The organism is Microbacterium sp. 67-17 (genome assembly GCF_001898325.1).
Lineage (GTDB): Bacteria > Actinomycetota > Actinomycetes > Actinomycetales > Microbacteriaceae > Microbacterium > Microbacterium schleiferi.
This window is the reverse complement of record NZ_MKTR01000020.1, coordinates 36,153-61,665: the sequence shown is the minus strand read 5'-3', so window position 1 is coordinate 61,665 and position 25,513 is coordinate 36,153. Positions and strand designations below refer to the sequence as shown.

Annotated in this window: 25 protein-coding genes; 15 read left to right on the top strand and 10 right to left on the bottom strand. The window is 66.9% G+C overall.

The features are described 5' to 3' along the window. Nucleotides 1-38 precede the first annotated feature (38 nt). Complete coding sequence (locus BGO47_RS08840) at nt 39-620, top strand: hypothetical protein (protein WP_292710959.1); 582 nt, start codon at nt 39-41, stop codon at nt 618-620. A gap of 181 nt (nt 621-801) precedes the next feature. On the opposite strand, the gene BGO47_RS08835 is transcribed toward BGO47_RS08840, so the two are convergent. Further along, on the bottom strand, nt 802-2,880 hold the full coding sequence (locus tag BGO47_RS08835; protein WP_292710829.1) for an NAD(+) synthase: 2,079 nt from the start codon (nt 2,878-2,880) through the stop codon (nt 802-804). 187 nt (nt 2,881-3,067) lie between these two features. Here BGO47_RS08835 and BGO47_RS08830 point away from each other — a divergent pair, with 187 nt between their 5' ends. Together BGO47_RS08830 and BGO47_RS08825 are read left to right on the top strand one after the other, a co-directional pair. Beyond that, a complete protein-coding gene (locus BGO47_RS08830; protein ID WP_292710826.1) occupies nt 3,068-6,712 on the top strand; it encodes a bifunctional RecB family nuclease/DEAD/DEAH box helicase in 3,645 nt (1,214 codons plus the stop codon). 45 nt (nt 6,713-6,757) lie between these two features. After that, nucleotides 6,758-7,759, top strand: a complete 1,002-nt coding sequence (locus BGO47_RS08825; protein WP_292710823.1) for a magnesium and cobalt transport protein CorA — start codon at nt 6,758-6,760, stop codon at nt 7,757-7,759. Between the two features lie 43 nt (nt 7,760-7,802). On the opposite strand, the gene upp is transcribed toward BGO47_RS08825, so the two are convergent. Then, nucleotides 7,803-8,435, bottom strand: coding sequence for a uracil phosphoribosyltransferase (upp, locus tag BGO47_RS08820; RefSeq protein ID WP_292710820.1), 633 nt, complete (start codon nt 8,433-8,435; stop codon nt 7,803-7,805). Nucleotides 8,436-8,494: 59 nt separating this feature from the next. Between upp and BGO47_RS08815 the strand changes: the two genes are divergently transcribed. Then, complete coding sequence (locus BGO47_RS08815; RefSeq protein WP_292710956.1) at nt 8,495-8,932, top strand: nucleoside deaminase; 438 nt, start codon at nt 8,495-8,497, stop codon at nt 8,930-8,932. A 12-nt stretch (nt 8,933-8,944) separates the two neighbouring features. Here the strand turns inward: BGO47_RS08815 and BGO47_RS08810 are convergent, their stop codons facing one another. The 3 genes from BGO47_RS08810 to BGO47_RS08800 are packed head-to-tail and all read right to left on the bottom strand — an operon-like array spanning nt 8,945 to nt 12,022. Continuing rightward, nucleotides 8,945-9,874: an LLM class F420-dependent oxidoreductase gene (locus BGO47_RS08810; RefSeq protein WP_292710817.1), complete on the bottom strand. Its 930-nt coding sequence runs from the start codon at nt 9,872-9,874 to the stop codon at nt 8,945-8,947. 10 nt (nt 9,875-9,884) lie between these two features. Continuing rightward, nucleotides 9,885-10,868, bottom strand: coding sequence for a cation diffusion facilitator family transporter (locus tag BGO47_RS08805; protein WP_292710814.1), 984 nt, complete (start codon nt 10,866-10,868; stop codon nt 9,885-9,887). 41 nt (nt 10,869-10,909) lie between these two features. Beyond that, nucleotides 10,910-12,022: an alpha/beta hydrolase gene (locus tag BGO47_RS08800; RefSeq protein ID WP_292710811.1), complete on the bottom strand. Its 1,113-nt coding sequence runs from the start codon at nt 12,020-12,022 to the stop codon at nt 10,910-10,912. Between the two features lie 150 nt (nt 12,023-12,172). On the opposite strand from BGO47_RS08800, the gene proC reads away from it, so the two are divergent. The 3 genes from proC to BGO47_RS08785 all read left to right on the top strand — a co-directional run bounded on the left by proC (nt 12,173) and on the right by BGO47_RS08785 (nt 15,145). Next, a complete protein-coding gene (gene proC / locus BGO47_RS08795) occupies nt 12,173-13,009 on the top strand; it encodes a pyrroline-5-carboxylate reductase (RefSeq protein ID WP_292710808.1) in 837 nt (278 codons plus the stop codon). An 80-nt stretch (nt 13,010-13,089) separates the two neighbouring features. After that, nucleotides 13,090-14,457 (top strand): potassium transporter TrkG, encoded by a 1,368-nt coding sequence (locus BGO47_RS08790; RefSeq protein WP_292710805.1) that lies wholly within the window; start codon nt 13,090-13,092, stop codon nt 14,455-14,457. Continuing rightward, complete coding sequence (locus tag BGO47_RS08785) at nt 14,450-15,145, top strand: TrkA family potassium uptake protein (RefSeq protein WP_292710802.1); 696 nt, start codon at nt 14,450-14,452, stop codon at nt 15,143-15,145. The genes BGO47_RS08790 and BGO47_RS08785 overlap by 8 nt, the downstream gene beginning before the upstream one ends. A gap of 102 nt (nt 15,146-15,247) precedes the next feature. On the opposite strand, the gene BGO47_RS08780 is transcribed toward BGO47_RS08785, so the two are convergent. After that, entirely contained in the window at nt 15,248-15,919 is a 672-nt protein-coding gene (locus tag BGO47_RS08780) for a TrkA family potassium uptake protein (protein WP_292710799.1), read from the bottom strand. Next, nucleotides 15,912-17,348: a potassium transporter TrkG gene (locus tag BGO47_RS08775; RefSeq protein WP_292710796.1), complete on the bottom strand. Its 1,437-nt coding sequence runs from the start codon at nt 17,346-17,348 to the stop codon at nt 15,912-15,914. The genes BGO47_RS08780 and BGO47_RS08775 overlap by 8 nt, the downstream gene beginning before the upstream one ends. Before the next feature lie 104 nt (nt 17,349-17,452). Here BGO47_RS08775 and BGO47_RS08770 point away from each other — a divergent pair, with 104 nt between their 5' ends. The 3 genes from BGO47_RS08770 to BGO47_RS08760 all read left to right on the top strand — a co-directional run bounded on the left by BGO47_RS08770 (nt 17,453) and on the right by BGO47_RS08760 (nt 18,354). Continuing rightward, nucleotides 17,453-17,860 (top strand): metalloregulator ArsR/SmtB family transcription factor, encoded by a 408-nt coding sequence (locus BGO47_RS08770; protein ID WP_292710793.1) that lies wholly within the window; start codon nt 17,453-17,455, stop codon nt 17,858-17,860. A gap of 111 nt (nt 17,861-17,971) precedes the next feature. After that, nucleotides 17,972-18,163, top strand: a complete 192-nt coding sequence (locus BGO47_RS08765; RefSeq protein WP_195692293.1) for a helix-turn-helix domain-containing protein — start codon at nt 17,972-17,974, stop codon at nt 18,161-18,163. 92 nt (nt 18,164-18,255) lie between these two features. Further along, nucleotides 18,256-18,354 carry an AURKAIP1/COX24 domain-containing protein gene (locus tag BGO47_RS08760; RefSeq protein ID WP_003792170.1) on the top strand — a complete coding sequence of 33 codons (99 nt, stop codon included), beginning with the start codon at nt 18,256-18,258 and terminating at the stop codon, nt 18,352-18,354. Nucleotides 18,355-18,517: 163 nt separating this feature from the next. Here the strand turns inward: BGO47_RS08760 and BGO47_RS08755 are convergent, their stop codons facing one another. After that, nucleotides 18,518-19,816 carry a mechanosensitive ion channel domain-containing protein gene (locus tag BGO47_RS08755; protein WP_292710786.1) on the bottom strand — a complete coding sequence of 433 codons (1,299 nt, stop codon included), beginning with the start codon at nt 19,814-19,816 and terminating at the stop codon, nt 18,518-18,520. A gap of 113 nt (nt 19,817-19,929) precedes the next feature. Between BGO47_RS08755 and BGO47_RS08750 the strand changes: the two genes are divergently transcribed. Both BGO47_RS08750 and BGO47_RS08745 read left to right on the top strand, forming a co-directional pair. Continuing rightward, the gene (locus tag BGO47_RS08750) at nt 19,930-20,220 is read left to right on the top strand and encodes a glutaredoxin family protein (RefSeq protein WP_292710783.1); all 291 of its coding nucleotides are present in this window, start codon (nt 19,930-19,932) and stop codon (nt 20,218-20,220) included. After that, nucleotides 20,217-20,519: a Dabb family protein gene (locus BGO47_RS08745; RefSeq protein WP_292710781.1), complete on the top strand. Its 303-nt coding sequence runs from the start codon at nt 20,217-20,219 to the stop codon at nt 20,517-20,519. Before BGO47_RS08750 ends, BGO47_RS08745 begins: the two co-directional genes overlap by 4 nt. 17 nt (nt 20,520-20,536) lie before the next feature. Here BGO47_RS08745 and BGO47_RS08740 read toward each other — a convergent pair whose 3' ends face one another. After that, a complete protein-coding gene (locus tag BGO47_RS08740; protein WP_292710778.1) occupies nt 20,537-21,355 on the bottom strand; it encodes a tyrosine-protein phosphatase in 819 nt (272 codons plus the stop codon). A gap of 267 nt (nt 21,356-21,622) precedes the next feature. Here BGO47_RS08740 and BGO47_RS08735 point away from each other — a divergent pair, with 267 nt between their 5' ends. Further along, nucleotides 21,623-22,684 (top strand): CocE/NonD family hydrolase, encoded by a 1,062-nt coding sequence (locus BGO47_RS08735; RefSeq protein ID WP_292710775.1) that lies wholly within the window; start codon nt 21,623-21,625, stop codon nt 22,682-22,684. Between the two features lie 47 nt (nt 22,685-22,731). After that, nucleotides 22,732-23,481, top strand: a complete 750-nt coding sequence (locus tag BGO47_RS08730) for a hypothetical protein (protein ID WP_292710772.1) — start codon at nt 22,732-22,734, stop codon at nt 23,479-23,481. Nucleotides 23,482-23,548: 67 nt separating this feature from the next. Here the strand turns inward: BGO47_RS08730 and aspS are convergent, their stop codons facing one another. Next, nucleotides 23,549-24,892, bottom strand: coding sequence for an aspartate--tRNA(Asn) ligase (aspS, locus tag BGO47_RS08725; protein ID WP_292710769.1), 1,344 nt, complete (start codon nt 24,890-24,892; stop codon nt 23,549-23,551). Between the two features lie 57 nt (nt 24,893-24,949). Between aspS and BGO47_RS08720 the strand changes: the two genes are divergently transcribed. Further along, on the top strand, nt 24,950-25,450 hold the full coding sequence (locus BGO47_RS08720; RefSeq protein WP_292710766.1) for a DUF6264 family protein: 501 nt from the start codon (nt 24,950-24,952) through the stop codon (nt 25,448-25,450). Nucleotides 25,451-25,513: the final 63 nt, after the last annotated feature.

The following is a 25,513-nucleotide window of genomic DNA, read 5'->3' as shown; positions in this document are numbered from 1 at the left end:
TGGGAGGCGACGACAGGAGGACGCGAGTGAAGTCTGTGGTGTTGGAAACTCCCGACGGGATCGATGTGCGGCTCGGGTGGGACCCGTCGATGAGCGAGCACGATCGCAAGCGCGTCCTGGCCAAGGAACTCGTCGCCGCCAAGCTCAAGCTCGACCCGAAAGACGTTCGGGTTGAGCGGGAAGCCCCGGCTCAGTTCGGGTTCCACACGCAGCTGTTCGCGAGCGTTGAGGGCAAGGAACTGCCCCTGCAGATCCGCAACGCAAGCTTCCGCGCAGCAACCGTGGTCGCTCTCACCGATCAGCCGTACACGATCGGCCTCGACATCCGCGACCTGCATCCCGACGAGGCCACCATCCACGAGATGCAGCGGCACTCACGTCTGTTCGACGAGTCCAACATCCTGAACCTCATCGACCACTGGACGCGCGTGCAGGCCGTGCGCGAGGCCGACGGCCGCGGTGCGCGCGTTGTGCCCGATGTCGTCAAGCTCGACGCGACCCGGCAGCGGGGGTGGGTTCCCGACCGCAGGGCGCAGTACACGATCCTCGATCTCTCCCGCGATGGCTTCGTCGTGACGCTCGCTTTCGCCGACGCGGAGGACGCCCGCACCCCCGTGTGAGGAAGGCGGCTTCGGCTTCCGGGATATTCGTTCGGTCGCGCCGTGAGGCGGGTGGTGGATGCCTGAACTCGCGATTGGGTGCGACCGAACTCGGGACCCGACCATTCGGTCGCGCTGATGTGTGGGTGATGCAGCCTCCACGCCGCGCGACGGCGCGACTGAACGGAGGAGAGTGGCTGGATCAGGCGTCGGATGCCGGGCCGAGCGCGGCATCCAGTTCGGCAAGCCACACCCGGGCGTTGCCGTCAGAGGGGGCGCGCCAGTCGCCGCGCGGCGACAGGGACCCGGCCGGCGACACCTTGGGGCCGTTGGGGATTGCTGAGCGCTTGAACTGCGCGAACCCGAAAAAGCGCTGCAGGAACACCCGCAGCCAGCGCACGACGGTCTCTCGGTCGTAGGCATAGCGCTCGTCGAGCGGGAATCCGGGGGGCCACGCGCCGGCGTCAGCGTCCCGCCACGCCCGCTCGGCGAGGAAGGCGATCTTGGAGGGGCGGATGCCGTAGCGCAGCACGTGGAAGAGGGTGAAGTCATGCAGCGCGTAGGGTCCGATGCGATCCTGGGTTGACTGGATCTTGCCGTCCTGGTCAGCGGGCACCAGTTCGGGACTGATCTCGGTGTCGAGTACCGACTGCAGCACGGTGGTCGCTTCGGGCGTGAGGGCAGCGGCTCCCTGATCCTCGCCATGCGCGATGACCCACCGGATGAGGTGCTGAATGAGGGTCTTGGGGACTCCCGAGTTCACCGCGTAGTGGCTCATGTGGTCGCCGACGCCGTAGGTGGCCCAGCCGAGGGCGAGCTCCGACATGTCGGAGGTCCCGATGACGATGCCACCGTTCTGGTTCGCCAGACGGAAGAGCAGGTCAGTGCGGACCCCGGCCTGCACGTTTTCGAACGTGACGTCGTAGACCGGCTCGCCCTGGCTGAACGCGTGTCCGATGCTGCGGAGGATCTCGGATGCCGTGGCACGGATGTCGATCGTCTCGATCGAGGCGCCGATCGCTGTCGCCAGGGCGACCGCGTTGGACTTCGTGTGGTCGCTGGTCGCGAAACCGGGGAGCGTGTAGGCGAGGATGTCGGAGCGTGGCCGCCCCATCCGGTCCATCGCCCGGGCGACGACGAGCAGCGCGTGCGTTGAGTCCAGCCCACCGCTGACGCCGATCACCGGCTTCGGGTCGCCGATCGCCCGCATCCGCTGCACGAGGCCCTCGACCTGGATGTTGAACGCCTCGTAGCAGTCCTGCGCGAGGCGGGCCGGGTCGTCGGGGACGAACGGGAACCGGTCGAGGTGACGGCGCAGCCCGACATCCGTGGCAGGCGGGTCGAGGACGAACTCGACCCTGACGAAGTCGTCGGCGCCGAGCGCACTGCGGTTGTCGTCGAAGGTGCCCTGTCGGATGCGATCTTGACGGAGCCTGTCGAGATCGATGTCGGCGACGCTGCGGCGCGGGCCGTCGGGGAAGCGCTCGGTTTCGGCCAGCAGCGCGCCGGCCTCGTAGATCATCGTCTGGCCGTCCCACGACACGTCGTTCGTTGATTCGCCCAGGCCCGCAGCAGCGAAGACGTAGGCGCCGAGGCACCGCAGCGACTGCGACTGCACGAGAATGCGGCGATCCTCGGCCCTGGCGATCGTGATCGGGCTTCCCGAGAGATTGGCGATCACGCTCGCTCCCGCCAGTGCTGCCCGGGATGACGGCGGAACGGGCACCCACATGTCTTCGCACACCTCGACATGAAGGACGAGGCCCTCGATGTCGCGGGCCTCGAAGAGCAGGTTCGTGCCGAAGACGGTCTCGAGAGTGCCGATCCGGATCGCCTCGCCCGACCACGCCTCGCCCGGTGCGTACCAGCGCCGCTCGTAGAACTCGCGGTACGTGGGCAGGTACGTCTTCGGCACGACGCCGAGCACCTCGCCGCGATGGATGACGACCGCACAGTTGTAGAGGCGGTTGCGGTGGCGCAGGGGGGCGCCGACCACCAGCACAGGGAAGAGCTCGACCGATGCCGCCACGATGCGCTCGATGGCGCTGGCCACACCGTCCAGAAGCGCGTCCTGCATGACGAGGTCGTCGATGGCGTAGCCCGACAGGCAGAGCTCCGGGAACACGGCGACGGCAACGGCATCCGCGTCGCACTCGCGTGCTGCTGCAAGGACCGCCTCGGCGTTGGTGGCGGGGTCGGCTACTGCTACCGGGATCGTGCACGCCGCGACGCGCGCGAATCCGTGGCGGTACGCGCTTTCGAACGGCAGGCTCGTGCTCACGCCTCCAGTCTCGCACTTCGCGTCTGTACGCGCCGAGAAGCCCGAGACTGCGTCGTGCCCGCGAGCCAGGACGAAGCAGACGCAGGGTCGCGGGCACGATGCGCTCTCGTCGAGGTATCGGCGATAAGCGCGCATCCGACTGGGTCGTGTCGGAGGGCCCGGCTATCGTCGGGAGCGGAAAGGCATCATGCGATACATCGAGAGCGAGCGTCGGTTCGTCTGGAGCGCGAGCGACCTCAAGGCCGCCGCCGAGTGCGAGTTCGCCTGGGTGCGGGCCATCGACGCGAAGCTCGGTCGGGTCGATCCGGTGGAGGATCCGGTTGATCTCACCCTCGAACGCGCTGGACGACTGGGCGTCGTCCACGAACGACGAACGCTCGAGGCGTACCGCGAACGCTTCGACGGCGCCGTCGTGGAGATTCCCGAGACCGCCTCCTCGGATGCCGAAGCCCTGGCTCACGCCGTCGCGCTCACCAACGACGCGCTGCGGTCCGACGACGCGGCCGTGATCTATCAGGCGAGCTTCGCCGACGACGAGTTCGTGGGTTTCGCGGATTTCCTCCTGCGGGATTCGGACGGGCGCTGGATCGTACAGGACACCAAGCTGGCCCGCCATGCGCGCGTCACCGCGCTCATGCAGCTCGCGGCATACGTCGACCGACTCGACCAGCTGGGGGTGCCCCGGTCCAGCGAGGTCCAGTTGTTGCTCGGCGACGGATCGACCAGCACCCACCGCGTCGACGACCTCCTTCCGGTCTATGCCCTGCGCCGCCAGCGTCTCCGTGCGCTCCTGGCAGACCGGCTCTCGGCATCCGCCCCGGTCGCGTGGGATGACCCGCGCGGCGACTTGGGGATCGTCGCGTGCGGCAGGTGCCCGACGTGCGAGCTCGAGGTCGTCGCGAGCCGGGATCTGCTGCTGGTGGCAGGCATCCGTCCCGTTCAGCGCGAACGGATGCAGGCAGCGGGCATCCGCACGATCGATGATCTGGTCGATGCGAACGCGACGCCGGCGGGGATGAACCCCGACACCTTCGCGATGCTGCAGACCCAGGCGAGACTGCAGTTGCGAACGGCAGCCGGTGTGGGCGCGTTCGACTCGGTAGCAGCCGTGGATGCGGCATCCGGTGCGCCCGCGGCACCCGCGCCACCGCCGTTCGAGGTCGTCGTACCGGCTGCCCTCGCGGCGCTGCCGAGGCCCGACCACGGCGACCTGTTCTTCGACTTCGAGGGTGACCCGCTCTACACCGAAGCGTCCGACGATGATGCGCCCGGGCGTGAGCAGACGATCTCGTGGGGTCTGGACTACCTGTTCGGCTGGGTTGACGATCGCGAACAGTACAGCGCGCTGTGGGCCCACTCCTTTGCCGACGAGCGCGCTGCCCTCGAGACGTTTCTCGACATGGTCGCGGTGCGCAGGCATGCCCATCCCGCCATGCACATCTACCACTACGCGCCTTACGAGCCCACGCACCTCTTGCAGATGGCGGCGCGCTACGGGGTGCGCGAGGCGGAGGTCGACCGTCTTTTGCGCGACGGTGTCTTCGTCGACCTCTATCCCGTGGTCAGGCGCGCGCTGCGAGTGGGGTCGCGTTCCTACTCGATCAAGAAGCTCGAGCCCCTCTACATGGGCGACGAGGTCCGCACGAGTGATGTGCAGCGCGGCGATGACTCGATCGTGCGGTACGTCCAGGCGCGGGCGCTCGCCGAAGACGGGGACGCGGATGCCGCGCAGCTCATCCTCGACGACATCGCTGACTACAACCGCTACGACTGTGTCTCGACCCGGCGTCTGCGCGATTGGCTCGTCGACCGCGCCCGCGAGACGGGTCGGCGCCCGGCCGCGAATCCGGAACCGAGCGAGACCGGCTACGAGCCCTCGCCGCAGGCGACGACTCTGCTGCGCCTGGCGGGTGACACGCCCGATGAGGCCGACGCGCAGGCCCTGCGCCTGGCCGCCGCGGCGATCGACTACTACCCGCGTGAGGCGAAGTCGTTCTGGGCCACCCACTACCTGCGGCTTCGCGAGCCGATGTCGCTGTGGGAAGACACGCGAGATGTCGTTGCCGTAGACCCGGCACGTTCCCGCATCCGGGAGGACTGGCACCGACCCGAGGGCTCCCGAGCCGATCGACGCGTCGTCGAGGTGCGCGGAGAACTCGCTCCTGGCACGCGGCTGCGCCCCGGCGCCGACCCGTTCGCGATGTACGAACTGCCCGCGCCCTTTCCGTTCGACGCCTCGGCGCGGTGGATTCACGCCGATCATCGAGTCAGCGTCATCGAGGAACTCGAGGACGGCGTGGTCATCGAAGAGCGAGCTGTCGAGGGTTTCACCTGGCACGATCTGCCGATCGCGCTGACCCCGGCTGCACCGCCGCGCGCTGCAAGCCAGCAGACCGCCATCGACGCGTGGGCGGCAGCCGTCATCGATGCCCACCCCGGGTTCCCGAAAGATCCGGCATCCGACATCCTGCGGCGCCTGCCTGCCCGCCTGCGTGCGGGTGACCCGGCCCCAATCGCCGCGGATGAGGACGACGTCGACGCGCTCGTCGAGGCAGTGCTCCGCCTCGACCACAGCGCCCTGTCGGTGCAGGGGCCACCCGGTACCGGCAAGACCTACGTCGGTTCGCACGTGATCGAGCGGCTCGTCGCCGAGCACGGGTTCCGCGTGGGAGTCGTCGCCCAATCACATGCGGTGGTCGAGCACATGCTCGGCCGCGTCATCGCGGCGGGGGTGCCCGCTTCTCGAGTCGGCAAGGCGCCAAAGGATGCTGACGCCGATGTGCCCTTCACCGTGATCCCGAAGAACGGCGTGCCGGCGTTCGCGGCCGAGAACGCGGCAACCGGCTTCGTCGTCGGTGGGACGGCATGGGATTTCAGCCACGAAGGTCGTGTGCCGCGCGGAAGCCTCGACCTGCTCGTGATCGACGAGGCCGGCCAATTCTCACTCGCATCCACGATCGCCGTCTCGCTCGCAGCCCCGCGGCTGCTGCTCATCGGAGATCCTCAGCAGCTTCCGCAGGTGAGCCAGGGGACCCATCCGGAGCCGGTCGATACGTCCGCGCTCGGGTGGATCATGGACGGCGAGGACGTCATCCCGCCGAGCTTCGGGCGCTTCCTCGCTGCCTCGCGGCGGATGCATCCCGCCGTCACCGCCCCGGTCTCCGACCTGTCGTACCGCGGTGCGCTGCGCGCTCACCCCAGCACAGCGCTGCGGCGTCTCGAGGGTGTGAGGGCCGGCGTCGTTCCGGTGCCGGTTCGTCATCGCGGCCGGGCTACCCAGTCGCCGGAGGAGGCCGAGACGGTCGTCGAGATCGTGCGCGATCTCGTCGGGCGCTCGTGGACGGATGTCGTCGTGGACGACGGTGACAGCTCGGCGACCAGCGCGCCATCCCGGCCTCTGCGGGCTTCCGACATCATCGTCGTGACGCCGTACAACGCGCAGCAGGTGCTCGTGGAGTCAGCGCTCTCGGCCGCCGGGTTTCCGGACGTGCCGGTCGGGACGGTCGACCGCTTTCAGGGGCAGGAGGCTGCCGTCGCGATCGTGTCGCTCGCGGCATCCTCGGGTCGAGACGCACCCCGAGGACTCGAATTCCTGCTGCTGCGCAACCGCCTGAACGTCGCCATCTCGCGGGCGATGCACACCGCCTACATCGTCTACTCGCCGGGGCTGCTGGACGATCTTCCACGCACGCCCGAGGGAGTGGCTCGCCTCAGCGGATTTGCGCGGTTGGTCGGCGCCGTACCCACCGAGACGGGCAGGGCGATGGATGCTGCTTCGGCGGTTCCAGCGATGAGTGCGGTGGTTCCCGGAGGCGATACCCCCGTCGGCTAGGATCCGGCCGAGGCTCGCTCGCGCCTCGGATCTCGGGAGTACATCATGCCGGTCATCGATAGTGCCATCTATGTCGACGGGGTGCGGGTCGAGAGCCCGACGTCGCTCGAGGAGGCGTACCGGCTTCGACAAGAGCTCCATGGGTTCGCGTGGATCGGGCTGTACCGTCCCACGGCAGAGGAATGGGACTCGGTCTCGCGGGAGTTCGACCTCCATCCGCTCGCGGTCGAGGATGGTTCGACGGGTCACCAACGCGCGAAGGTGGAGCGGTACGACCGCACGCTGTTCGTCGTGTTGCGCCCGGCCCGCTACGACGACGCTCGAGAGCGCGTGGAGTTCGGTGAGGTACACCTCTTCGTGGGACACGGCTTCGTGATCAGCATCCGGCTCGCCGAGTCTCCCGATCTTGCCGCAGTGCGCCGGCGCCTCGAGAGCACACCCGAGCTGCTACGGCTCGGCTCGGAGGCGGTTCTCTACGCCGTTCTCGACCGGGTCGTCGATGACTATGAGCCGGTCATCGGTGGCATCGAGAACGACATCGATGAGATCGAAGACCAACTCTTCGGAGATGCCAACGACGAGTTCCTCTCGCGGCGGATCTACGAGTTGTATGGTGAGGCCGCTGCGTTCGGCCGGGCGGTCCACCCGCTGATCGGCATGATCGAGCGCCTGCGGCGGGGATACGAGAAGTTCGACGTCGATCTGGAACTGCGCCGCCATATGCGGGACGTCCTCGACAACGTCACCCGAGTAAGCGAGCGGGTCCAGTCATCGCAAGCTCTGCTCGACAAGGCGCTGACCGTTCACTCGGCCCTTGTCGCTCGTCACCACACCGAAGTGTCGATGCGTCAAGACGAGCAGGTCAAGAAGATCTCGGGATGGGCGGCGATCATCTTCGCGCCGAGCCTTATCGCCGGGGTCTACGGGATGAACTTCGATTACATGCCCGAGCTTCATTGGCCGTGGGGCTACCCCATGGCGATCGGAATGATGCTGGCGTTCGCAGGCGGGCTGTACGCGATCTTCCGCTCGCGCAAGTGGCTCTAGCGGCGACCCGGCGCGCAGCCGGGCACCGTCAGTGCGCGAGCCGTCAGACCGTGCCGTACAGGCGATCGCCGGCGTCGCCGAGGCCCGGCACGATGTAGCCGCGCTCGTTGAGGCGCTCGTCGATGGCGCCGAGCACCAGCGTCACATCGCGACCGTCGACCTGCTTCTCGATCGCGGCCACTCCCTCCGGGGCGCCGAGCAGGCAGATCGCTGTCACGTCCTGGGCGCCGCGGTCGAAGAGGAAGTCGATTGCCATTCCGAGCGAGCCGCCGGTTGCAAGCATCGGATCGAGCACGAAGCACTGCCGGTCGCTCAGGTCGGCCGGCAGTCGCTCGGCGTAGGTCGTGGGCTCGAGGGTCTCTTCGTTGCGCACCATGCCGAGGAACCCGACCTCGGCGGTGGGGAGGAGCTTCACCATCCCGTCGAGCATCCCGAGGCCCGCGCGCAGGATCGGAACCACGATCGGACGAGGTTCGCTGATCTTCACGCCGGTCGTTTCGGTCACGGGCGTGCGGATGGTGATCTCGGACACCCGGACGTTGCGCGTCGCCTCGTAGGCAAGAAGGGTCACGAGTTCCTCGGTCAATTGCCGGAAGACCGGCGACGGCGTGCGCTCGTCCCGGAGGACGGTGAGCTTGTGCGTGATGAGCGGGTGATCGGCGACGTGCAAGCGCATACGCCTCAGAGTAGTCCTAGGCTCGTGGCGTGACCCACGCCGACACCGACCGCACGGCGATGGGCCGCGCGCTCGAGCTCGCGCGCGATGCCGGAGGAGCCGGCGAGGTTCCGGTCGGCGCCGTCGTTCTCGATGAGACAGGGGTGATCATCGGAGAGGGTCGAAACACACGCGAGGCGACGACCGATCCGACAGCGCATGCCGAAGTCGTCGCGATGCGTGAGGCAGCCCAGACACGGGGTTCCTGGAACCTCGAGGGATGCACCCTGGTCGTGACGCTCGAGCCATGTCTCATGTGTGCCGGCGCCCTGCTCCAGGCACATGTCTCCCGGCTGGTCTTCGGTGCGTGGGACGACAAGGCGGGAGCCGCCGGGTCGCTCTACGACGTCGTCCGGGATCGCCGGCTGCCGGTTCGCGCCGAAGTGGTCGCGGGAGTGGAGGCGGATGCCGCGGCATCCGTGCTGCGCGACTTCTTCGCCGCCCGCCGCGACGCCTGATCGCGGAAGCCGCTAGCGGGGCAGGCGGGGGAGGATGTCGGACCCGAGCTCCTCGAGCTGGTCGAGATCAGTCAGATCGACCTGCTGGAAGTAGATCCGGGTCGCGCCCAGCGCAGCCAGACGCTCGACCTTCGGGATGATCTCGTCGGCGCCGCCGACGAACATCGCCTCGCCCTCGGCGCCGCCCCGATCCCGGCCGATCGCGGCCAGTCTCCGGTCGAGAGTGGCATCGTCCTGCCCGACCACGGTGGGGAGCGCGACCGAGAGCTTGAGTGAACCCGGGGCCCGCCCGGCGTCGACGCATGCCTGCAGCACGCGTTCGAACGCGTCGGCAACCTTGTCCTCGGGTTGGAAGCCGATGTTGAACTCTGTGGCGAATCGTGCCGCCAGCGCAGGGGTGCGCTTGAGCCCCCCGCCGCCGATGATGACGGGAACCTGCGGTTGCACGGGCTTGGGCAGCGCTGGTGACTGAGTCAGTTGGTAGGCAGCGCCATCGTGGTCGAACGTCTGGCCTTCGGGCGTTTCCCAGAGGCCGGTGATCACCTCGAGCTGCTCTTGGAACAGGTCGAATCGCCTCGCGGGGAAGGGGATGCCGTAGGCCTCGTGCTCCTGCTCGAACCACCCGGCTCCGAGGCCAAGCTCAGCGCGGCCGCCTGACATCTCGTCGACCTGCGCCACCTGAATGGCGAGGACGCCGGGGTGACGGAAGGTCACCGGCGAGACGAGTGTGCCCAGGCGAACCCGCTCGGTTTCCCGGGCGAGCCCGGCAAGGGTCGTCCACGCATCCGTCGGGCCGGAGAGCGGGTCACCGGTGCCCATGGCGAGGTAGTGGTCCGAGCGGAACCAGCCATCGAACCCGAGGCGCTCCGTTGCCTGGGCGCTCACCAGCTGCTGCGCGTACGAGAACCCCTGCTGCGGCTCGGTGAAGACGCAATACTCCATGACTGCCTTTCTAGGGGTGGGTCTGGGTACCGTCGGGAGCCGAAGCCCCGGCCACACTGGTGTCGGCAATCGGTTCAGTTGGGGAGTGGTATATGTCGGGCTCGAGATAGATCACCCGCGCGATCGGGACGACCTCGCGGATCCGTGCCTCGATGGCGTCGATGTCGGCGGCTACCTCTCCGAGGGTCTTGTCGGAGGTGAACCCGAGCTTGCCGGCGACCATGAGTTCGTCGGGGCCCAGGTACAACGTCTTCAGATGGATGACGCGCTCGATCTCGTCTCCGCTCTCGATCGCGCTGACGATGCGGTCTCGATCGGCGCGCGTTGCGCCCTCGCCGACGAGCAAGCTCTTGGTCTCGATGCCGAGCGTGACGGCAACCAGGATCAGCAGCGTGCCGATGAGGAGGGTTCCGATCGCGTCGTAGACCGGGTTGCCCGTCAGCCACGTCATCCCGACGCCGAAGAGGGCGAAGACCAAGCCGGTCAGCGCCGCGACATCCTCGAGCAGCACGACCGGCAGTTCCGGAGCCTTCGCGTGGCGGACGAACGATACCCACGATTGGTTCTTGGTGCGCACGAGGTTGCTCTCGCGAATCGCCGTGCGCAGTGAGAACGACTCAAGGCCGATCGCGATGAACAGCACGATGACCGGCACCCACACGTTCTCGAGCTCGTGAGGATGCGTGAGCTTGTCGATGCCCTCATAGATCGAGAAGAGCCCACCGACCGAGAACAGGATGATCGAGACGACGAACGCGTACACGTAGCGCTCGCGGCCGTAGCCGAACGGATGCTCCGCGTCGGCTGCACGCCGCGACTGACGACCGCCCAGCAGGAGCAGCAGCTGGTTCCCGGAATCGGCCACCGAGTGGATGGCCTCGGCGAGCATCGACGCCGATCCGGAAACGAACCACGCGACGAACTTCGCCAGCGCGATGCCCATGTTTGCGAGGAACGCCGCAATGATGGCGCGATTACCGCCCGATGCACTCATGAGCGGGAGTCTAGGCCCGTCGAGTGTCGGGTTCGTGCCGCTCAGTCGGCGGAGCGCAGGATGATCGTCTCGGTCGCGGGGAGTGAGGTCGGCGGCTGCCCGATGTAGCCGATGACCTGCAGCAGCGCGTGGCGGAACTCGACGGGGCGCTCGAGGTGCGGTGAGTGGCCAACACCCTCCAGGCTCAACTCTTCGACGTGCCCGCCAGCCGCCGCGTAAGCCTCGAGCACGTCACGGGTCTGCGACACCATCTGCTGGGCGGGAGCGACATCCTCCCCGGGCCAGCCCGGGATGATGCCGAGAGCGCCGAGGTGGTTGAGGTCGTAGAACGAGGCATCCGACACGATCGCGTCAGCCGTCCCGTGCACCCAGAGGATCGGCGGCTTGGGTTCGATCTCGACGATCGATGAGGTGTTGAAGTACTTCGGCGCCATGGTGTTGAGCACCCCGACGCTCCCCGCGGCAAAGCCTGGCCAGTTGTCGCTGGGCACGCCGTCACCGGGGTAGTTTCCGGATGCCGTGGATGTCGTCAGCATCGAGGCCACCCAGATGTCCTCGTTCTCGCTGCTGTAGCCGGGAGCCACGTAGCCGGAGCGGAAGACGCTGCGGGGCGAGGTCTGTGCCTCATCGCTCGTGTCGCCGGCGTTCAGCCGCTCGACGAAGTCGGGGTTGCCGCCCCCGCCGCCGGTGCCTGCATCGTCGTCGGTCAGGCGGCTGCCGTCACGGCGCGTGCCGCCGAAGCCGTACGGCGAGACCGGGGCCTGCAGCGTCAGGCTGAGGACGGGGTGATCGATCGCGTACTGCATGACGACGCCGCCGCCCATCGACCAGCCCACGAAGTGTGCGGTGGGGATGCCGAGAGCCTCCATCGTTGCGAACACGTCGTCACTGAAGTCGCGGACTCCGCGGGTGGCGTCCACCGGCAGGTTCTCGGTTCCTCCGAAGCCACGCAGATCGATCGCGATGACGCGGAGATCGGACGGCAGATCCTGCATGATCTCCTGCCAGAACAGCGCAGACGACACATTCCCGTGCACGAACACGACAGTTCGGTCAGCGGGTGTCGTCGGGTCATCCTCGGTGCGCTCCAGGATGTTCACGGCGAGCCGAGGAGTCTCGATCGTGCGAGAGACAATGCCATCGAAAAGGGTCATAGCGGATCCTTGGTTCTCGAGTGTTCTGGAGTGGCCCAGGCCGGGGACGCGTGCGTTGCGCCGACTCCTCCGACGATAGCCCGCCCGTGCTGTGAGAAGGGAGACGCCGAGCGTGAAAATTGACAGAACGTGCGCGCCTAGGATGACGCCATGGCATCCTCTGCACCGTCCGTCGTCGTCGCCGTCCTCGGAGCAGGTTCGATGGGGGGTGCGATCGCGCGCGGGGTCGCCGCATCCGGCTCAGCCGATGTCATTGCGACCAACCGCTCGAGGCAAAAGGCCGCCGTCCTCGCCGACCTCCCGGGTATCCGCAGCTACGCACTCGAGGTATCCCCGGAGCGTAACCGCCTGTCTGCCGCGGAAGCCGACGTGATTCTCGTCGGTGTCAAGCCCGCGATGGTCCCGGACCTGCTGCGCGAGATCGCTCCGTCGCTGCGGCCCGGGGCAATCGTGGTGAGTCTGGCCGCCGGCGTGACGACGGCGACATATGAAGCGTTGCTTCCCGAGAGCGTCGCCGTGCTGCGATCCATGCCGAACACACCAGCCCTGGTCAGCCGGGCCGTCACGGGACTTGCGGCAGGCTCACGCGCGAGCGAGGCTGACCGCGCGAGAGTGCGCGGCCTGTTCGAGACAGTCGGGGTCGTCGTCGAGGTCGACGAGGAGCAGATCGATGCCCTGGGCACGATCTCGGGGTCGGGACCTGCCTACGTCTACCTCCTCATCGAGGAGTTGGCCCGGGCAGCCGAGGGCAAGGGCTTCACACCCGAGCAGGCAAGGCTGCTCGTCGAGCAGACCTTCATCGGCGCGGGCGCGCTGCTAGAGGCATCCGGAGAGGACCCGAGAGAGTTGCGCCGGCAGGTGACTAGCCCGAAGGGCACGACCGAGCGGGCGATCGCGGTGCTTCAGGATGCCGATCTGGGCGCCCTCTTCGGACGGGCGACGGATGCCGCGCTCGCGCGCTCGCGCGAACTCGCTGCGGGCTCCTGACACTGCGCTCCTGCCCTCGCGTAGCAGGTGAGGCGTGAGTCAGCGCAGATCCGCGCGACACCGGCGTATGCTTCTCGTTCGTGACTTCCCGCGCGGCGTTGACGTCGTCGACGCGACGAGGCTGGTGGCGACCCCACCCGGCCCAGGTGATCGTGTTCGGCTTCGCCGGCGCTGTTCTCGCGGGCACCGTGCTGCTTCTCCTCCCGATCTCAGCGGCGGATGACCGCAGCACCAGCGTCGTGGATGCGCTGTTCACCGCGACATCGGCGGTGTGCGTCACGGGCCTCACGGTGCTCGACACAGCGACGCACTGGAGCGGGTTCGGGCTCGTCGTCATCATGCTGCTGATTCAGCTGGGTGGCCTCGGGATCATGATTTTCGCGTCCCTCGTCGGTCTGCTGATCGCCCGACGGTTCAGCGTGCGGGCCCGCATGACGGCAGCTGCCGAGGCGGGAGCACTGTCTACCCGCGATGTGAAGGGTCTCGTCCGTGGCATCGTGCTCATGTCGCTGGCGATCGAGGCTGTCGTCTTCGTCTTTCTCTTTCCGCGCTTCTTCTTCCATTACGGCTATGGCCTCGGCGAGGCAGCGTGGCACGCCCTTTTCCACTCCGTCTCCTCGTTCAACAACGCGGGATTCGCGCTCTACACCGACAACCTCATTCCCTTCGCCGCTGACCCGTTCATCGTGCTGCCCATCTGCGGCGCGGTGATCCTCGGCGGGATCGGATTCCCCGTCTTGCTCCAATTGCGAAAGGAGTTTCGCAAGCCGCTGCACTGGAGCATGAACACCCGCATCATGCTCTGGGGCACTGCCGTGCTGCTGGTTGCCGGAACGGTGTACATCACGGTTATCGAATGGTCCAACGAGGGCACCTTCGGCACCTACCCGCCCGCCGATCGGGTGTTGATGGGCTTCTTCCACTCGGTTCAGACCCGCACCGCCGGTTTCAACTCCGTCGATATCGGTCAGATGCACGACGAGACCTGGCTCGGCATGGACGTGCTGATGTTCATCGGGGGAGGCCCTGCGGGCACAGCGGGTGGTATCAAGGTCACGACCTTCGCCGTGCTGTTCTTCATCATGTGGACGGAACTGCGTGGCGAGGCAGCGGTCAACGTCTTCGGCAAGCGCCTGTCGCGCGCGGTTCACCGACAGGCGATCACCGTCGTTCTCGTCGCGCTCGGCGCCGTGATGGTCGCCACCATCACGCTCATGATCATGACAGGGCGCGGTCTCGACGAGATTCTCTTCGAGGTGATCTCGGCATTCGCTACCGTCGGCTTGAGTACCGGTATCACTCCCGACTTGCCGGCGGGCGGCGATATCGTCCTCGTCGTCCTGATGTTCCTCGGCCGCCTCGGTCCCCTCACCCTCGGATCGGCTCTCGCGCTACGGGAGCGCCGCATCCTGTATGAACTTCCCAAGGAAAGGCCCGCCATTGGTTAGGTTCGCCCTCTTTGCCGACTCCTCCCGGCGCATCGCCGAGGCAGACTCCGTTGCGGTGATCGGGCTCGGGCGCTTCGGCAGCGCCCTGGCTCTGGAGCTCATGGCAGCTGGTACGGAAGTCCTGGGCATTGACACCGACGAAGACCTCGTCCAGTCACACAACGGTGAACTCACGCAGGTGGTGCGCGCCGACGCGACCAAAGAGGAAGTACTGCGTCAGCTCGCCGTCGATGAGTTCGACCGCGTCGTCATTGCGATCGGCCAGGACCTCAAGGCCTCCATCCTCACGGCATCCCTGCTCATCCAAATGAAGGTTCCCGTGATCTGGGCCAAGGCCGTTGACGATCAGCACGGCCGCATCCTCGAGCAGCTCGGCGTGCATCGCGTGATCTACCCCGAAAAGGACATGGGGCGGCGGGTCGCCCACCTCGTTCGAGGCGCGGCCAAGGACTATCTCGAGATCGAGCCTGGATACTCGCTTGCCAAGATCACGACTCCCGACCTGATCGTTGGGACACCCCTGGGTCAGACCACGCTTCGTCGCAAGTACGGCGTCACGGTGACCGCCTTCAAGCACGCCGAGGAGACGTGGATGAACGCCGACAATGAGACCGTCCTCGCTCACGGCGACAGCATCCTGATCGTCGGCCCCACGGATCGCGTCGAGGCCTTCGCCCAGTTGCGCTGACGCTGATGTCTCACGCGAGGGGTCGCAACATGCCGTCTGTGCACGCGACTCAGCGGCGTGTTGTGACCCCTCGCGGAGGAGTTCTGGCGCGGAGACGGCTGGCTAGCGGTCGAGGGCGGCGAAACGCTCGATGTCGCTGTTGGTTCCCGACACGATGATCAGGTCGTGGTTGGTCACCACCGTGTTCGCCTCCGCGTAGCGGAAGGGCTTGCCCGGGCTCTTGACGCCCACGACCGTGACGTTGTACTTCGAGCGCACGCCCGATTCGTTCAGTCCCACGCCGCGGATGAACTTCGGCGGGTACATCTTGGCGAGCACGAAGTCGTCGTCGAAACGGATGAAGTCCAGCATCCGCCCGCTCACGAGGTGTGCGACGCGTTCACCGGCTTCCCGTTCGGGATAGATGACGTGGTTCGCGCCGACGCGCGCCAGAATCTTGCCGTGCGACTGGGATACCGCTTTCGCCCAGATCTGCGGCACCTTGAGGTCCACGAGGTTCGCGGTGATGAGCACTGACGCCTCGATCGAGGAGCCCACCGCGACGACGGCTACCTGGAAGTCCTGCGCGCCGATCTGCTTGAGCGCGTCGATGTTTCGCGCGTCTGCCTGCACGGTGTGGGTGACCCGCTCCGACCACTTCTGGACGAGCTCGAGGCTCTCATCGATCGCGAGGACTTCGCGCTCGAGACGGTCGAGTTCACCGGCGCAGGCGGCGCCGAATCGGCCGAGTCCGATGACGAGGACGGGGGAGTCGCTTCGGATGCGCTCAACCAACGATGGGCCTTTCCACGGGCAGCGAATACAGCTGCGAACGGGATGTCGCGGCCACGGCCGCGGCGAGTGTCACTGTACCAACGCGTCCCATGACGATCGTCACGGCGAGGACGTATTTCGCCGACTCCGGCAGGGTCTCGGTCAGCCCGGTCGACAGGCCCACCGTGGCAAAACCCGAGATGACATCGAACAGCACCGAGGCGACATCAGCCTTCGTGATCTGCAGAATGATGACCGTCGAGACGGCGACGATCGTCGACCCCCACGCGAGCACCGAGAGCGCCACCCGCAGGACGTCGCTCGGGATGCGGCGGCGGAACACCTGCGTCGAATTGCGTCCCTTCGCCTCTGACCAGACGGCGAGGGCGATGACAGCCAGTGTGGTCACCTTGATGCCGCCGGCCGTGGAGGCCGATCCACCGCCGACGAACATGAGCATCATCGCGACGATCTGGCTCGATCCGTTCAGCTCCGACATATTGAGGACCGCAAATCCGCCCGATCGGGTCATCGCCGAGAGAAAGAACGACTGCATCGTGGTGTCGGCGGCATCCAGATTGCCGAGGGTCGCCGGGTTGTTGAACTCCAACCCCAGGAAGACGAGCCCGCCCACCACGAACAGGGTGGTCGTCGTGATCAGGGTGAGCTTGGTGTGGAGGGGCCACCGACGGATGTGCCAGAGCTCCCGGCGCAGCGCGAAGATGACGGGAAACCCGATCGACCCGAGGAAGACCCCGCCCATCAGGACGAGGAGGACCCAGTAGTTGTCGGCGAAGGCGCCGACGCCCTCGACGTTGGGGGTGAAGCCGGTGTTCGTGAACGCCATCGCGGCGTAGAACGGCGCCTCCCAGAGCGCGACATTCCATTCGATGCCCGAGGCCAGCATCCCGGGATACAGCAGGACAGCGACGACGAATTCGATCACGAGGGTCGATAGGGCCACCACCCGCAGTAGCGCGCCGATATCCCCCAGCCGCACGGTCTGGCTCTCATTGACCGGTCCGCCGTGGCTGCGCAGGGGATTCGTGTCGCTCGCGGCGATGAGCTTTGCCCGCAGGCCCAGTCGTCGCGAGATCACGAGCCCGAGGATGGAGGCGAGCGTGAGGACACCCATCGCGCCGATCTGCACGCCGATGAAGATCAGGACGTGCCCGAACGGTGACCAGTGGGTGGCCATGTTCACGGTCGCGAGGCCCGTCACACAGATCGTCGAGACCGCCGTGAACAGCGCGTCGGCAAAAGCCGTCACCTGACCGTTCGCCGACGCTATCGGCAGGGAGAAGAGCCCCGTGAAGATCAGGATCAGACCGACGAACACGAAGATCGCGAACCGCGACGGTGAGTTCTGAGCGAGGGTGCGGAACAACTCGAAGAGGCGGTGCCCCAGGGTGCGCAGAGGATGCGGCGTCGCACGCACGCCTTCGGACATCCCCACCCTCCCTGGTGTCTTGCTCGGCGGCTCACGCGGGAGCGCTGGCGGCCGGATCGCTCACTCATGCTACTGCCGGGCGCGCACGCGACTACCCTGAACACATGGCGGACATCTTCGACGTGATCGCAGACGGCACCCGGCGCGACATCCTGCGGCTCTTGCTCGACCGCGAGTCCGCGTCCGACTCGGGTACGAGTGTGTCCCAGATCGTGAGTGAGCTCGGTGTCAGCCAGCCCACTGTGTCCAAACACCTGAAGGTGCTGCGCGATGCCCATCTCGTATCAGTTCGGGAGGACGGGCAACATCGCTACTACAGCCTTTCGCCAGAACCCCTCGACGAGGTCGACGATTGGCTGGTGCCGTTCCTGACCACCGAGGACGACCTCGAGTTCGAGCTGCCTGCCGCACTGTCTGACTCTGCGGCGCACGCGGCCGAAGCGGTGGGCCGCGCCGCAGCATCCGCCAAGTATGCCGTCACCAACGCCTGGCGCAAGCTCCCCGGCCGGTAACCACTCACGTCACACGAGTCACACCGGTTTACACGCGTCTCGCGCAGGCTCTAGAGTGTTCGCTACCGCCGGTGCGTCGTTCCGGCGCGCTGGGCGTGGAAAGGGGAGGCCATGGCAGAGCTGCCGGATGTGCGCTTCCTGACGGTCGCTGAGGTCGCTGACCTGATGCGGGTGTCGAAGATGACCGTCTACCGTCTGGTGCACAGCGGCGAGCTGCCGGCAGTGCGCTTCGGACGAAGCTATCGCGTACCGGAGTCTGCGGTGACAGCCGCCCTTCAGCGGCCCATCGCCGACGTCGGCTAGACTGATCCGAGGCATTTTTCCATTCATGCCCGTTCCCGGGCGAGAACGCACGCCGCGTTCGACGCCCAGACCCCGACATTGTGAGGTTTTCCGTGGGTTCTGTCATCAAGAAGCGCCGCAAGCGCATGGCGAAGAAGAAGCACCGCAAGCTGCTTCGCAAGACTCGCCACCAGCGCCGCAACAAGAAGTAGGTTGCGGCCACCACACCAAGCGCCTGTCCGAGGGACGGGCGCTTCGTGTTTGCGTGGGCACCACTGACGGCATCCAGCGTGCTTGCAGCGGCCGCACGGAGGAAGGCAATCTCACTGGCGTAGGACGATTCGGACCTGGATCGTCCTACGCTGCGGATTTCTCCTACTTCGGCGACTCCGGGCGGGCCGGCTCTTCGCCACCGTCGGCGCCGTCATCGGGGTTGCCCTCCTGGACCGGAATCGCATTGGTGTACTGGGCGGCGCGGGCTTCTCCTTGCGCGCTCCCCGAGAACAGCCCCTCCACGGCGCCGGTGTTCGTGCTTTCGGCCTCGCTGGCTTCGGCCGGCTGCGTGACCAGGATCCGCTGCACCGGAAGTGCGTCCGGATTGGTGCTGCGCACCCAGGCGACCATCTCTTCGCGCACCAGGCACCGTAGGTCGAAGAGCGTCCCCGCGTTCGCGGCGGTGACCAGGATGCGTACCCGAACCAGTCCGCCGGTGGCTTCGGTCACCTGGAGCACTGCCGTGCGCCCGTCCCACAACTCGGTCTCGCTGACCACGCGCTGCAGGTGCTCGCGCATTCGGGCAGTGGAGATACGCCAATCCACGTCGAGCTCGACAGCTCCCAGCAGCTCGCTGCCCTTGCGTGTCCAGTTCTCGAACGGCGTCGTGGTGAAGTACGTGCAGGGCAGCACCAGACGGCGGTCATCCCAGAGGTCGAGGACGACGTAGCTGAGGGTGATCTCGCCGACGCGGCCCCACTGGCCGTCCGCAACGACGACATCATCCACGCGCAGGGCTTCGCTGAAGACCAACTGGATGCCGGCGAACATGTTGGCGAGCACGGACTGCGCCGCAAGTCCCGCGACGATCGAAGCGATACCGGCCGATGCCAGAATGCTGGCGCCGAACGCCTGGATCGAGGGGAAGGTGAGCAGCGCTGCACCGATGGCGATGATGACGATGATGACCACGGCGACGCGGCGCAGAATCAGCACCTGGGTGCGGATGCGTCGAGCGACGCGATTGTCGGGCACATCGATCCGGTAGTGGCCGAGCGCCATCTCGGTGGCAAAGCGCACCAGTTCGATCAGCAGCCACGCCGCCGCCGCGATGGAGGCGATCGCCGCAGCGCGGTCGATGGCGGCATCCCACGCTGCATTCTCGGCGCCGTCGCCGCCCGCAAGGCCCAGTGGGAAGGAGTGGTCGATTGCGATCCACAGGGCAATGATCAGGATGATCGTGCGAAACGGCCGACGCGCGTAGCTCACGAAGCTCTGACCCCACCTCCGTCGCCGGAGCGCGAGCTTCACGATCCCCGAGACGATTGCGGTCAGCAGCAGTGCGGAAACGACGGCCACGACCACGGCGATTGCGAAGGTCAGCCAGGGTCCGAGGGCCGCGGTCGTCGCATCGACAATGTCTGTCGCGCTCTGCCAGTCGTGCGGGCGCAGGTTGAGCATCCGTTCTCCCTCCGGGGCCTTCGTCCACGCTACGGGGCGCACCGGGTGCACCGGCAAACCAGGCGCCAGGAACACAGGAGGCTCGGAGGATCGCCGCCCCGTACGATGGCACCGTGACGACAGTTACTCTCATCGGCCGGGACGGATGCCACCTGTGTGATGTCGCGCGGGGCGTGATCGACCACGTCCTCTCCGGTCTCCCCGAAGAGCAGGCCGATGCGGTCACCGTCACGGAGCTTTCGATCGATGATGATCCGGCGCTGTCGGAGCTGTGGTGGGAGAAGATCCCGGTCGTGCTCATCGACGGTGACTTTCACGCGCATTGGCGCCTCGACGCCGCGCGGTTGAGTTCGGCGTTGCAGAAAGCGGATGCCGCGCCCCGAGCCCAGGAGGTGTCGCGATGACGCTGCGTCATGTCGTGATGTGGACGATGGCGGCGGGCGATGCTGCCACGCGCGCCGAGCACGCTGCCGAGGTCGCGCGGCGATTGAACGCTCTGGTCGGGGTCGTTCCCGAGATCCGGGCGTTGTCGGCCGGCGCCAACAGCGAGTACCCGGATGTCAACGCCGACGTCGTGCTCATCATGGACGTCGACGACCTTGATGCCCTTGAGGCCTACCAGGTGCATCCAGCCCACGAAGACGTCGCCGCCTACATCCGCAGCGTCGTGGCATCCCGTCACGCCGTCGACTTCGTCATCTAGTCGCGGCGCGCCCGGCCTCAGACGAGGCGCTGCCGCAGGGCGTCGAGTTCGGCATCCGTCAGTCCACCCGAGTGCAGGTAGCCGGCAGCGCCGTCGTGGTTCGCGTCTACCCACTCCAGCGCGGTGAGAATCGCCGCGGGCGGTGTTGCGGCGACGAGATCATCCAGCGCGGGTGTGCGGGGGAGACCCATGGCCTGCAGCATCCCGAACATGCGCTCGGTCCACGGTCCCGCGAGGTTTCGCTCCGAGGATGCGTAGTCCTCGACGATCGAGGCTCGTTCGACGCCGACAGCTTCGAGGATGAGCGCGATCGCGACACCCGTGCGATCTTTGCCTGCCGTGCAGTGCACGAGCACGGCGCCGTCGGACTCGGCGACCGTGCGCGCCGTGTCTGCAAAGGCGCTCGCGCCGTGCTGCAGCATCGAGACATACAGATCGGGGAGCGAGGGGATCCGGGCCAGGGCTGCCTCGATGGCGCGGGAGGAAGCCTCGGGATCATGCGCGGTCGACGCGGAACGCAGCACCTCCTGAGCCATTCCCGCCATGGCGCCTTCGAGCACGCCGAGCTGCACGACGCGCGGCGGCCTCAGGGCAGGAAGGAGGTCGGGACCCATCTGCCGCTCCATGTCGGTTCGGAAGTCGATGATGACCCCGATGTCGCTCGTGGCGAGTTGCTCCAGGCCCCGGGGTGTCAGGCCACTGAGCGCGTCCGACCGGTACAACACCCCGGCCCGCGTTCGACCACGCGTGCCCGCGGGCAGCCCGCCGATGTCGCGAAAGTTATGTGTTCCCTCGAGGCTGAGGGGCGTGAGGTCGGATGCCGAAGCCGCGGTCATCTCTCCAGCGTAGGCGCGAACCGAGCGTGCCCTGGTCGGTGACACAGACAGCTGGCTGACGGGTGTAGTCGGTATCCGTAGCGGATCGTTGAAAAGAACAATTGTGCATTCGGCTCCTGCGAACAGGCCCTCTCGGCGTCCTCTCAGCTTGCCCTCGTGCACACATGTGCAAGTTTTCTGCACTAACTCCCAGACCGAGCGCCAACCGCGCTACTGTCGGTCGTCGCGAGGCCGACGGTGGCCCGCATCCGACGAAAGGGAGTTCCCATGGCGACGTCGCCATCCGAGACGACTGCTCCCACCGCGAGCCCGGCACGCCGCTTCTGGCGCGATCGTCAGGCAGTCCTCGCGGTGGTCGCGGTAGTCATGATGATCCTCGGCAGCCTCATGGCTGCGCTCGTGCAAAACGATGGTGGCCGGACCACGGTCACCAATGCCACTTTCACCGCAAGTGATGGCACGCAGATCAGCGCGCTGGTCTATACCCCGGCATCCGCGACGCCTGCGACCCCCGCTCCCGGTATCGCGATGTGGCACGGGCTGAACAACCAGAAGGAGTACATGGCGCAGACGGCGCTCGAACTCGCGCGGCGCGGGTTCGTGGTCGTTTCGGCGGACCAGACCGGTCACGGTTCGTCGGCCGGCGGCAACAACGCCGTGGGATGTGGCGGGCCTGCCACGCTGTCTTTCCTGCAGTCCCAGGCGACGGTTGATCCCGACCGTATCGGTCTGGTCGGCATGTCGCAGGGCGGCTTCTGCGCCGCCACCGCTGCCGCGCTCTCGCAGCCCGAGGGCTACGAGTCGATCTTCTACATGGAGTCAGAGCCCGGCCCGCCGGGATCGGTCGACGCGGAGCCGTTCGCCGGGCTACGCAACGCGGCTGTCATCATCGGCGACTGGACCGAACTGGCTGGCATGATCGCTGCGGCCCGCGGGGCTGACGCCGTCACCTCACCGGCACTGATGCCCTTCTTCGGCACCGACGAGCCGATCGTTCCCGGTGAGCTGTACGGTTCGCTCGCGGCCGGGACAGGCCGCATGCTCTACACCGGCTGGGAGGGTCACGCCTCATCCACCGACTCGACTGTCGCGATCGGTGCGGCCGTCGACTGGATGCAGCAGACGCTCACCGACGGTGAGGGTCTTGCGCCCGGCAACCAGATCTGGCCGTTGAAGCTCGTCGGCACGGCCATCGCGTTGCTCGGTGCGTTCCTGTTCCTGTTCGCCGGCGGCGCGCTGCTGCTGCGCACGAAGGCGTTCGCCGGAATCGTCCGCCCCGTCCCCGAGTACCGCGGCCTCCGCGGCATCGGTGGTGGGTCGGTGCCCTGATCACCACGGCACTCGGTCCGCTGCTGTATCTCTGGGTGTGGCAGAACATGTTCTTCACGCCGTGGATTCGCCCGAGCACCCTGTGGCCGCAGACCTTCACCAACGTGTACATGGTCTGGTCGCTGATCGTCGGCGTCATCGCTTGGATCCTCATCGCCCTGAATCACTTCGCGTTCACGCGGCGTGGTGGCGCGACCTTCGCCAACTACGGTGTCACCGAGCCCGGCAGCGGTATCGCGTGGGGTTCGGTCGGCCGGTCGGTGTTGCTGGTGATCGCGACGGCGCTGCCGGTGTACCTCATCCTGACGTTTGTCAGTGGGGTGTGGCACGTCGACTTCCGGGCGTGGGTCGTGAGCCTCATGCCGTTCACTGAGACGCGGTTCCTGGCGTTCCTCGGCTACCTCGTTCCCTTCGGGTTCTACTTCGTCGCGCAGGGCATCCTGTTCAACGGGTTCCTGCGGTGGCGCGGCGGTAAGTCGCCGCTGTGGCAGGAGATGCTCGTCAACTCCGTCGTGATGACTCTCGGCGCGGTCGTGTGGCTGCTCATCGCCTACGTCCCGCTGTGGGCCGGGCAGCCGATGCTCTTCGCGACGGATCCCCTCTCGGCGACCGCGGGCGGTATGGGTGCGATCTACTACCTGCCGTTGCTCGTGTTCTGGCCGGTGGCGGCGTGCTTGTGGACGTACTTCTTCCGCAAGACCGGCCGCACCTACGTCGGTTCGATCATGGTCACGGTGCTGATCGTGTGGAGCCTGACGGCGGCTGGCGTGTTCGGCCTCGCACCGATCGCCGGCTGAGCCAACGCAGAAGGTCCCGCATCCGTCTGATGGATGCGGGACCTTCTGCGTGTGTCGGTGTGATGCTTCAGGGCGCCAGGCGTGTGGGCCCGCGGAAGAGGAAGGTCACCTCGCGGATGGACGATTCGCCCAGCAGCAGCATGAGCAGGCGCGCCAGGCCCATCCCGAAGCCACCGTGCGGCGGAACGCCATAGCGGAAGAAGTCGAGGTAGTGCTCGAGTCCCGCAACGTCCAGACCCTTTTCGGTAGCCTGCGCCTCGAGGACCTCGACGCGGTGCTCACGCTGCGCGCCCGTGGTGATCTCGGTGCCTCGGTAGAGCAGGTCGTAGCTCTTGGTCATGCCGGTTTCGGGGTCGCGCATGTGGTAGAACGGCCGGATTTCGGGGTGGTAGTCGGTGACGAACACGAAGTCGTGGTCGTAGGTCTCTTTCACGTAGGCCGACAGCTGGCGCTCGCCCTCGGGGTCGAGGTCGCCGTCGGCGCGGGGGATCTCATACCCGCGGGAAGCGACGATCGACCGGGCCTCGGCAAGCGGAATGCGGGGGAACGGCAGTGTCGGGACCGTGACTTCGAGTCCGAAGAGCTCTTCGATCTCGGTTCCGTGCTTCTCTTTGACAGCCGCGATCGCCGTCTGCAGCAACTCCTCCTGCATCCGTGCGACGTCTTCGTGGGACTCGATCCAGCTGATCTCGGCGTCGATCGAGGTGAACTCGGTCGCGTGACGGCTCGTGAAGCTCGGGTCGGCGCGGAAGGCGTCAGCGATCTCGAACACCTTGCCAAAGCCCGCGGCCTGAGCCATCTGCTTGAAGTGCTGGGGGCTTTGCGCCAGGTAGGCGGTCTGGTCGCCGAAGTACTCGAGCTGGAATAGCTCGGCGCGCGACTCGGCGGGGCTCGACATGAGCTTGGGGGAGTGGATCTCGATGTAGTCGCGCTCGACCCAGTAGCTGCGCATCGCGTGCTCCAGAGTGGTCTGCACGCGGAAGATCAGGTTGTTGCGGGCCTGCCGCAGGTCGATGAAGCGCCAGTCCATGCGCTTGTCGAGCCCGCTGTCTGCGGCGATGGGGGTCTCGGGGTCGGAGGCCGCCGCGATCTCGAGAGTATGGATCTTGATCTCGACGCCGCCGAGCTTGACGCGCTCGTCGTGCTTGAGTTCGCCCGTCACGGTCAGAAAGGTGCCCGTCGAGAGGGCTGAGATCGTCTCGGTGAGAGCAAGGGCCGTGCGGGCCGCGTCGTCGGCATCCTCCGACAACTCTCGGGTGGCGGGGTTCACCAACTGAACGGCGCCGGTCTCATCGCGCAGGATGACGAACTGCACCTTCTTCTGATCGCGCACCGTCTCGACCCATCCGGAAACGGAGACGGTGCCCGCGGGCAGTTGCTTCAGCTGGTTCACCAGGACGCGTTCACTCACGAGCGCCCAGTCTACGGGCCGGTGCGCCGCGGACCGCCTGCGCCCTAGGATGGGCCCGTGAGCGACCCGAAAGAGCCCGTCTTCCGCATGGATCCGAGCACGTTCCGTGTGCAGGACGCCCCGCGGGCCGAGCACGCCGACGTGTCGAGCGAGACGGATGCCGTAACCGAGGCCGACGCGGGCGATGCCGCCGAATCGGGGGCGCCGGCAGCCCCTCGCCCTCGCAAACCCCGCCGCCCGGTGCGCTGGGCCGATCTCATCGTCTCGAGCGTGCTGCTTCTCCTCTTGGCGGCAGCAGCAGTTACCGCATCCGTGTTCGGGGCCTTCCTGACATTCGCGTCGGACTCGTGCTCGCCCACGGGGTGCAACTTCAACGTCATGACGATCGGCATCTGGGTCGCCGTGCTCTCGCCATGGGTTGTCTTCCTCGTCGCGCTCGCCGGTTCGATCGTCATGATCGTGCTGCGACGGATCTCGTTCTGGATTCCGATCACCGCCTTCGTTCTGATGGTCGCGCTGTGGCTGATCGGTGCCGTCCTGGTGTGGGCGGGTACCTGAACCGACCTGTCCTACACAGGCAGCGTCCAGCCCGCTGTAACCTGACGCCCGTACCGTGGCGGG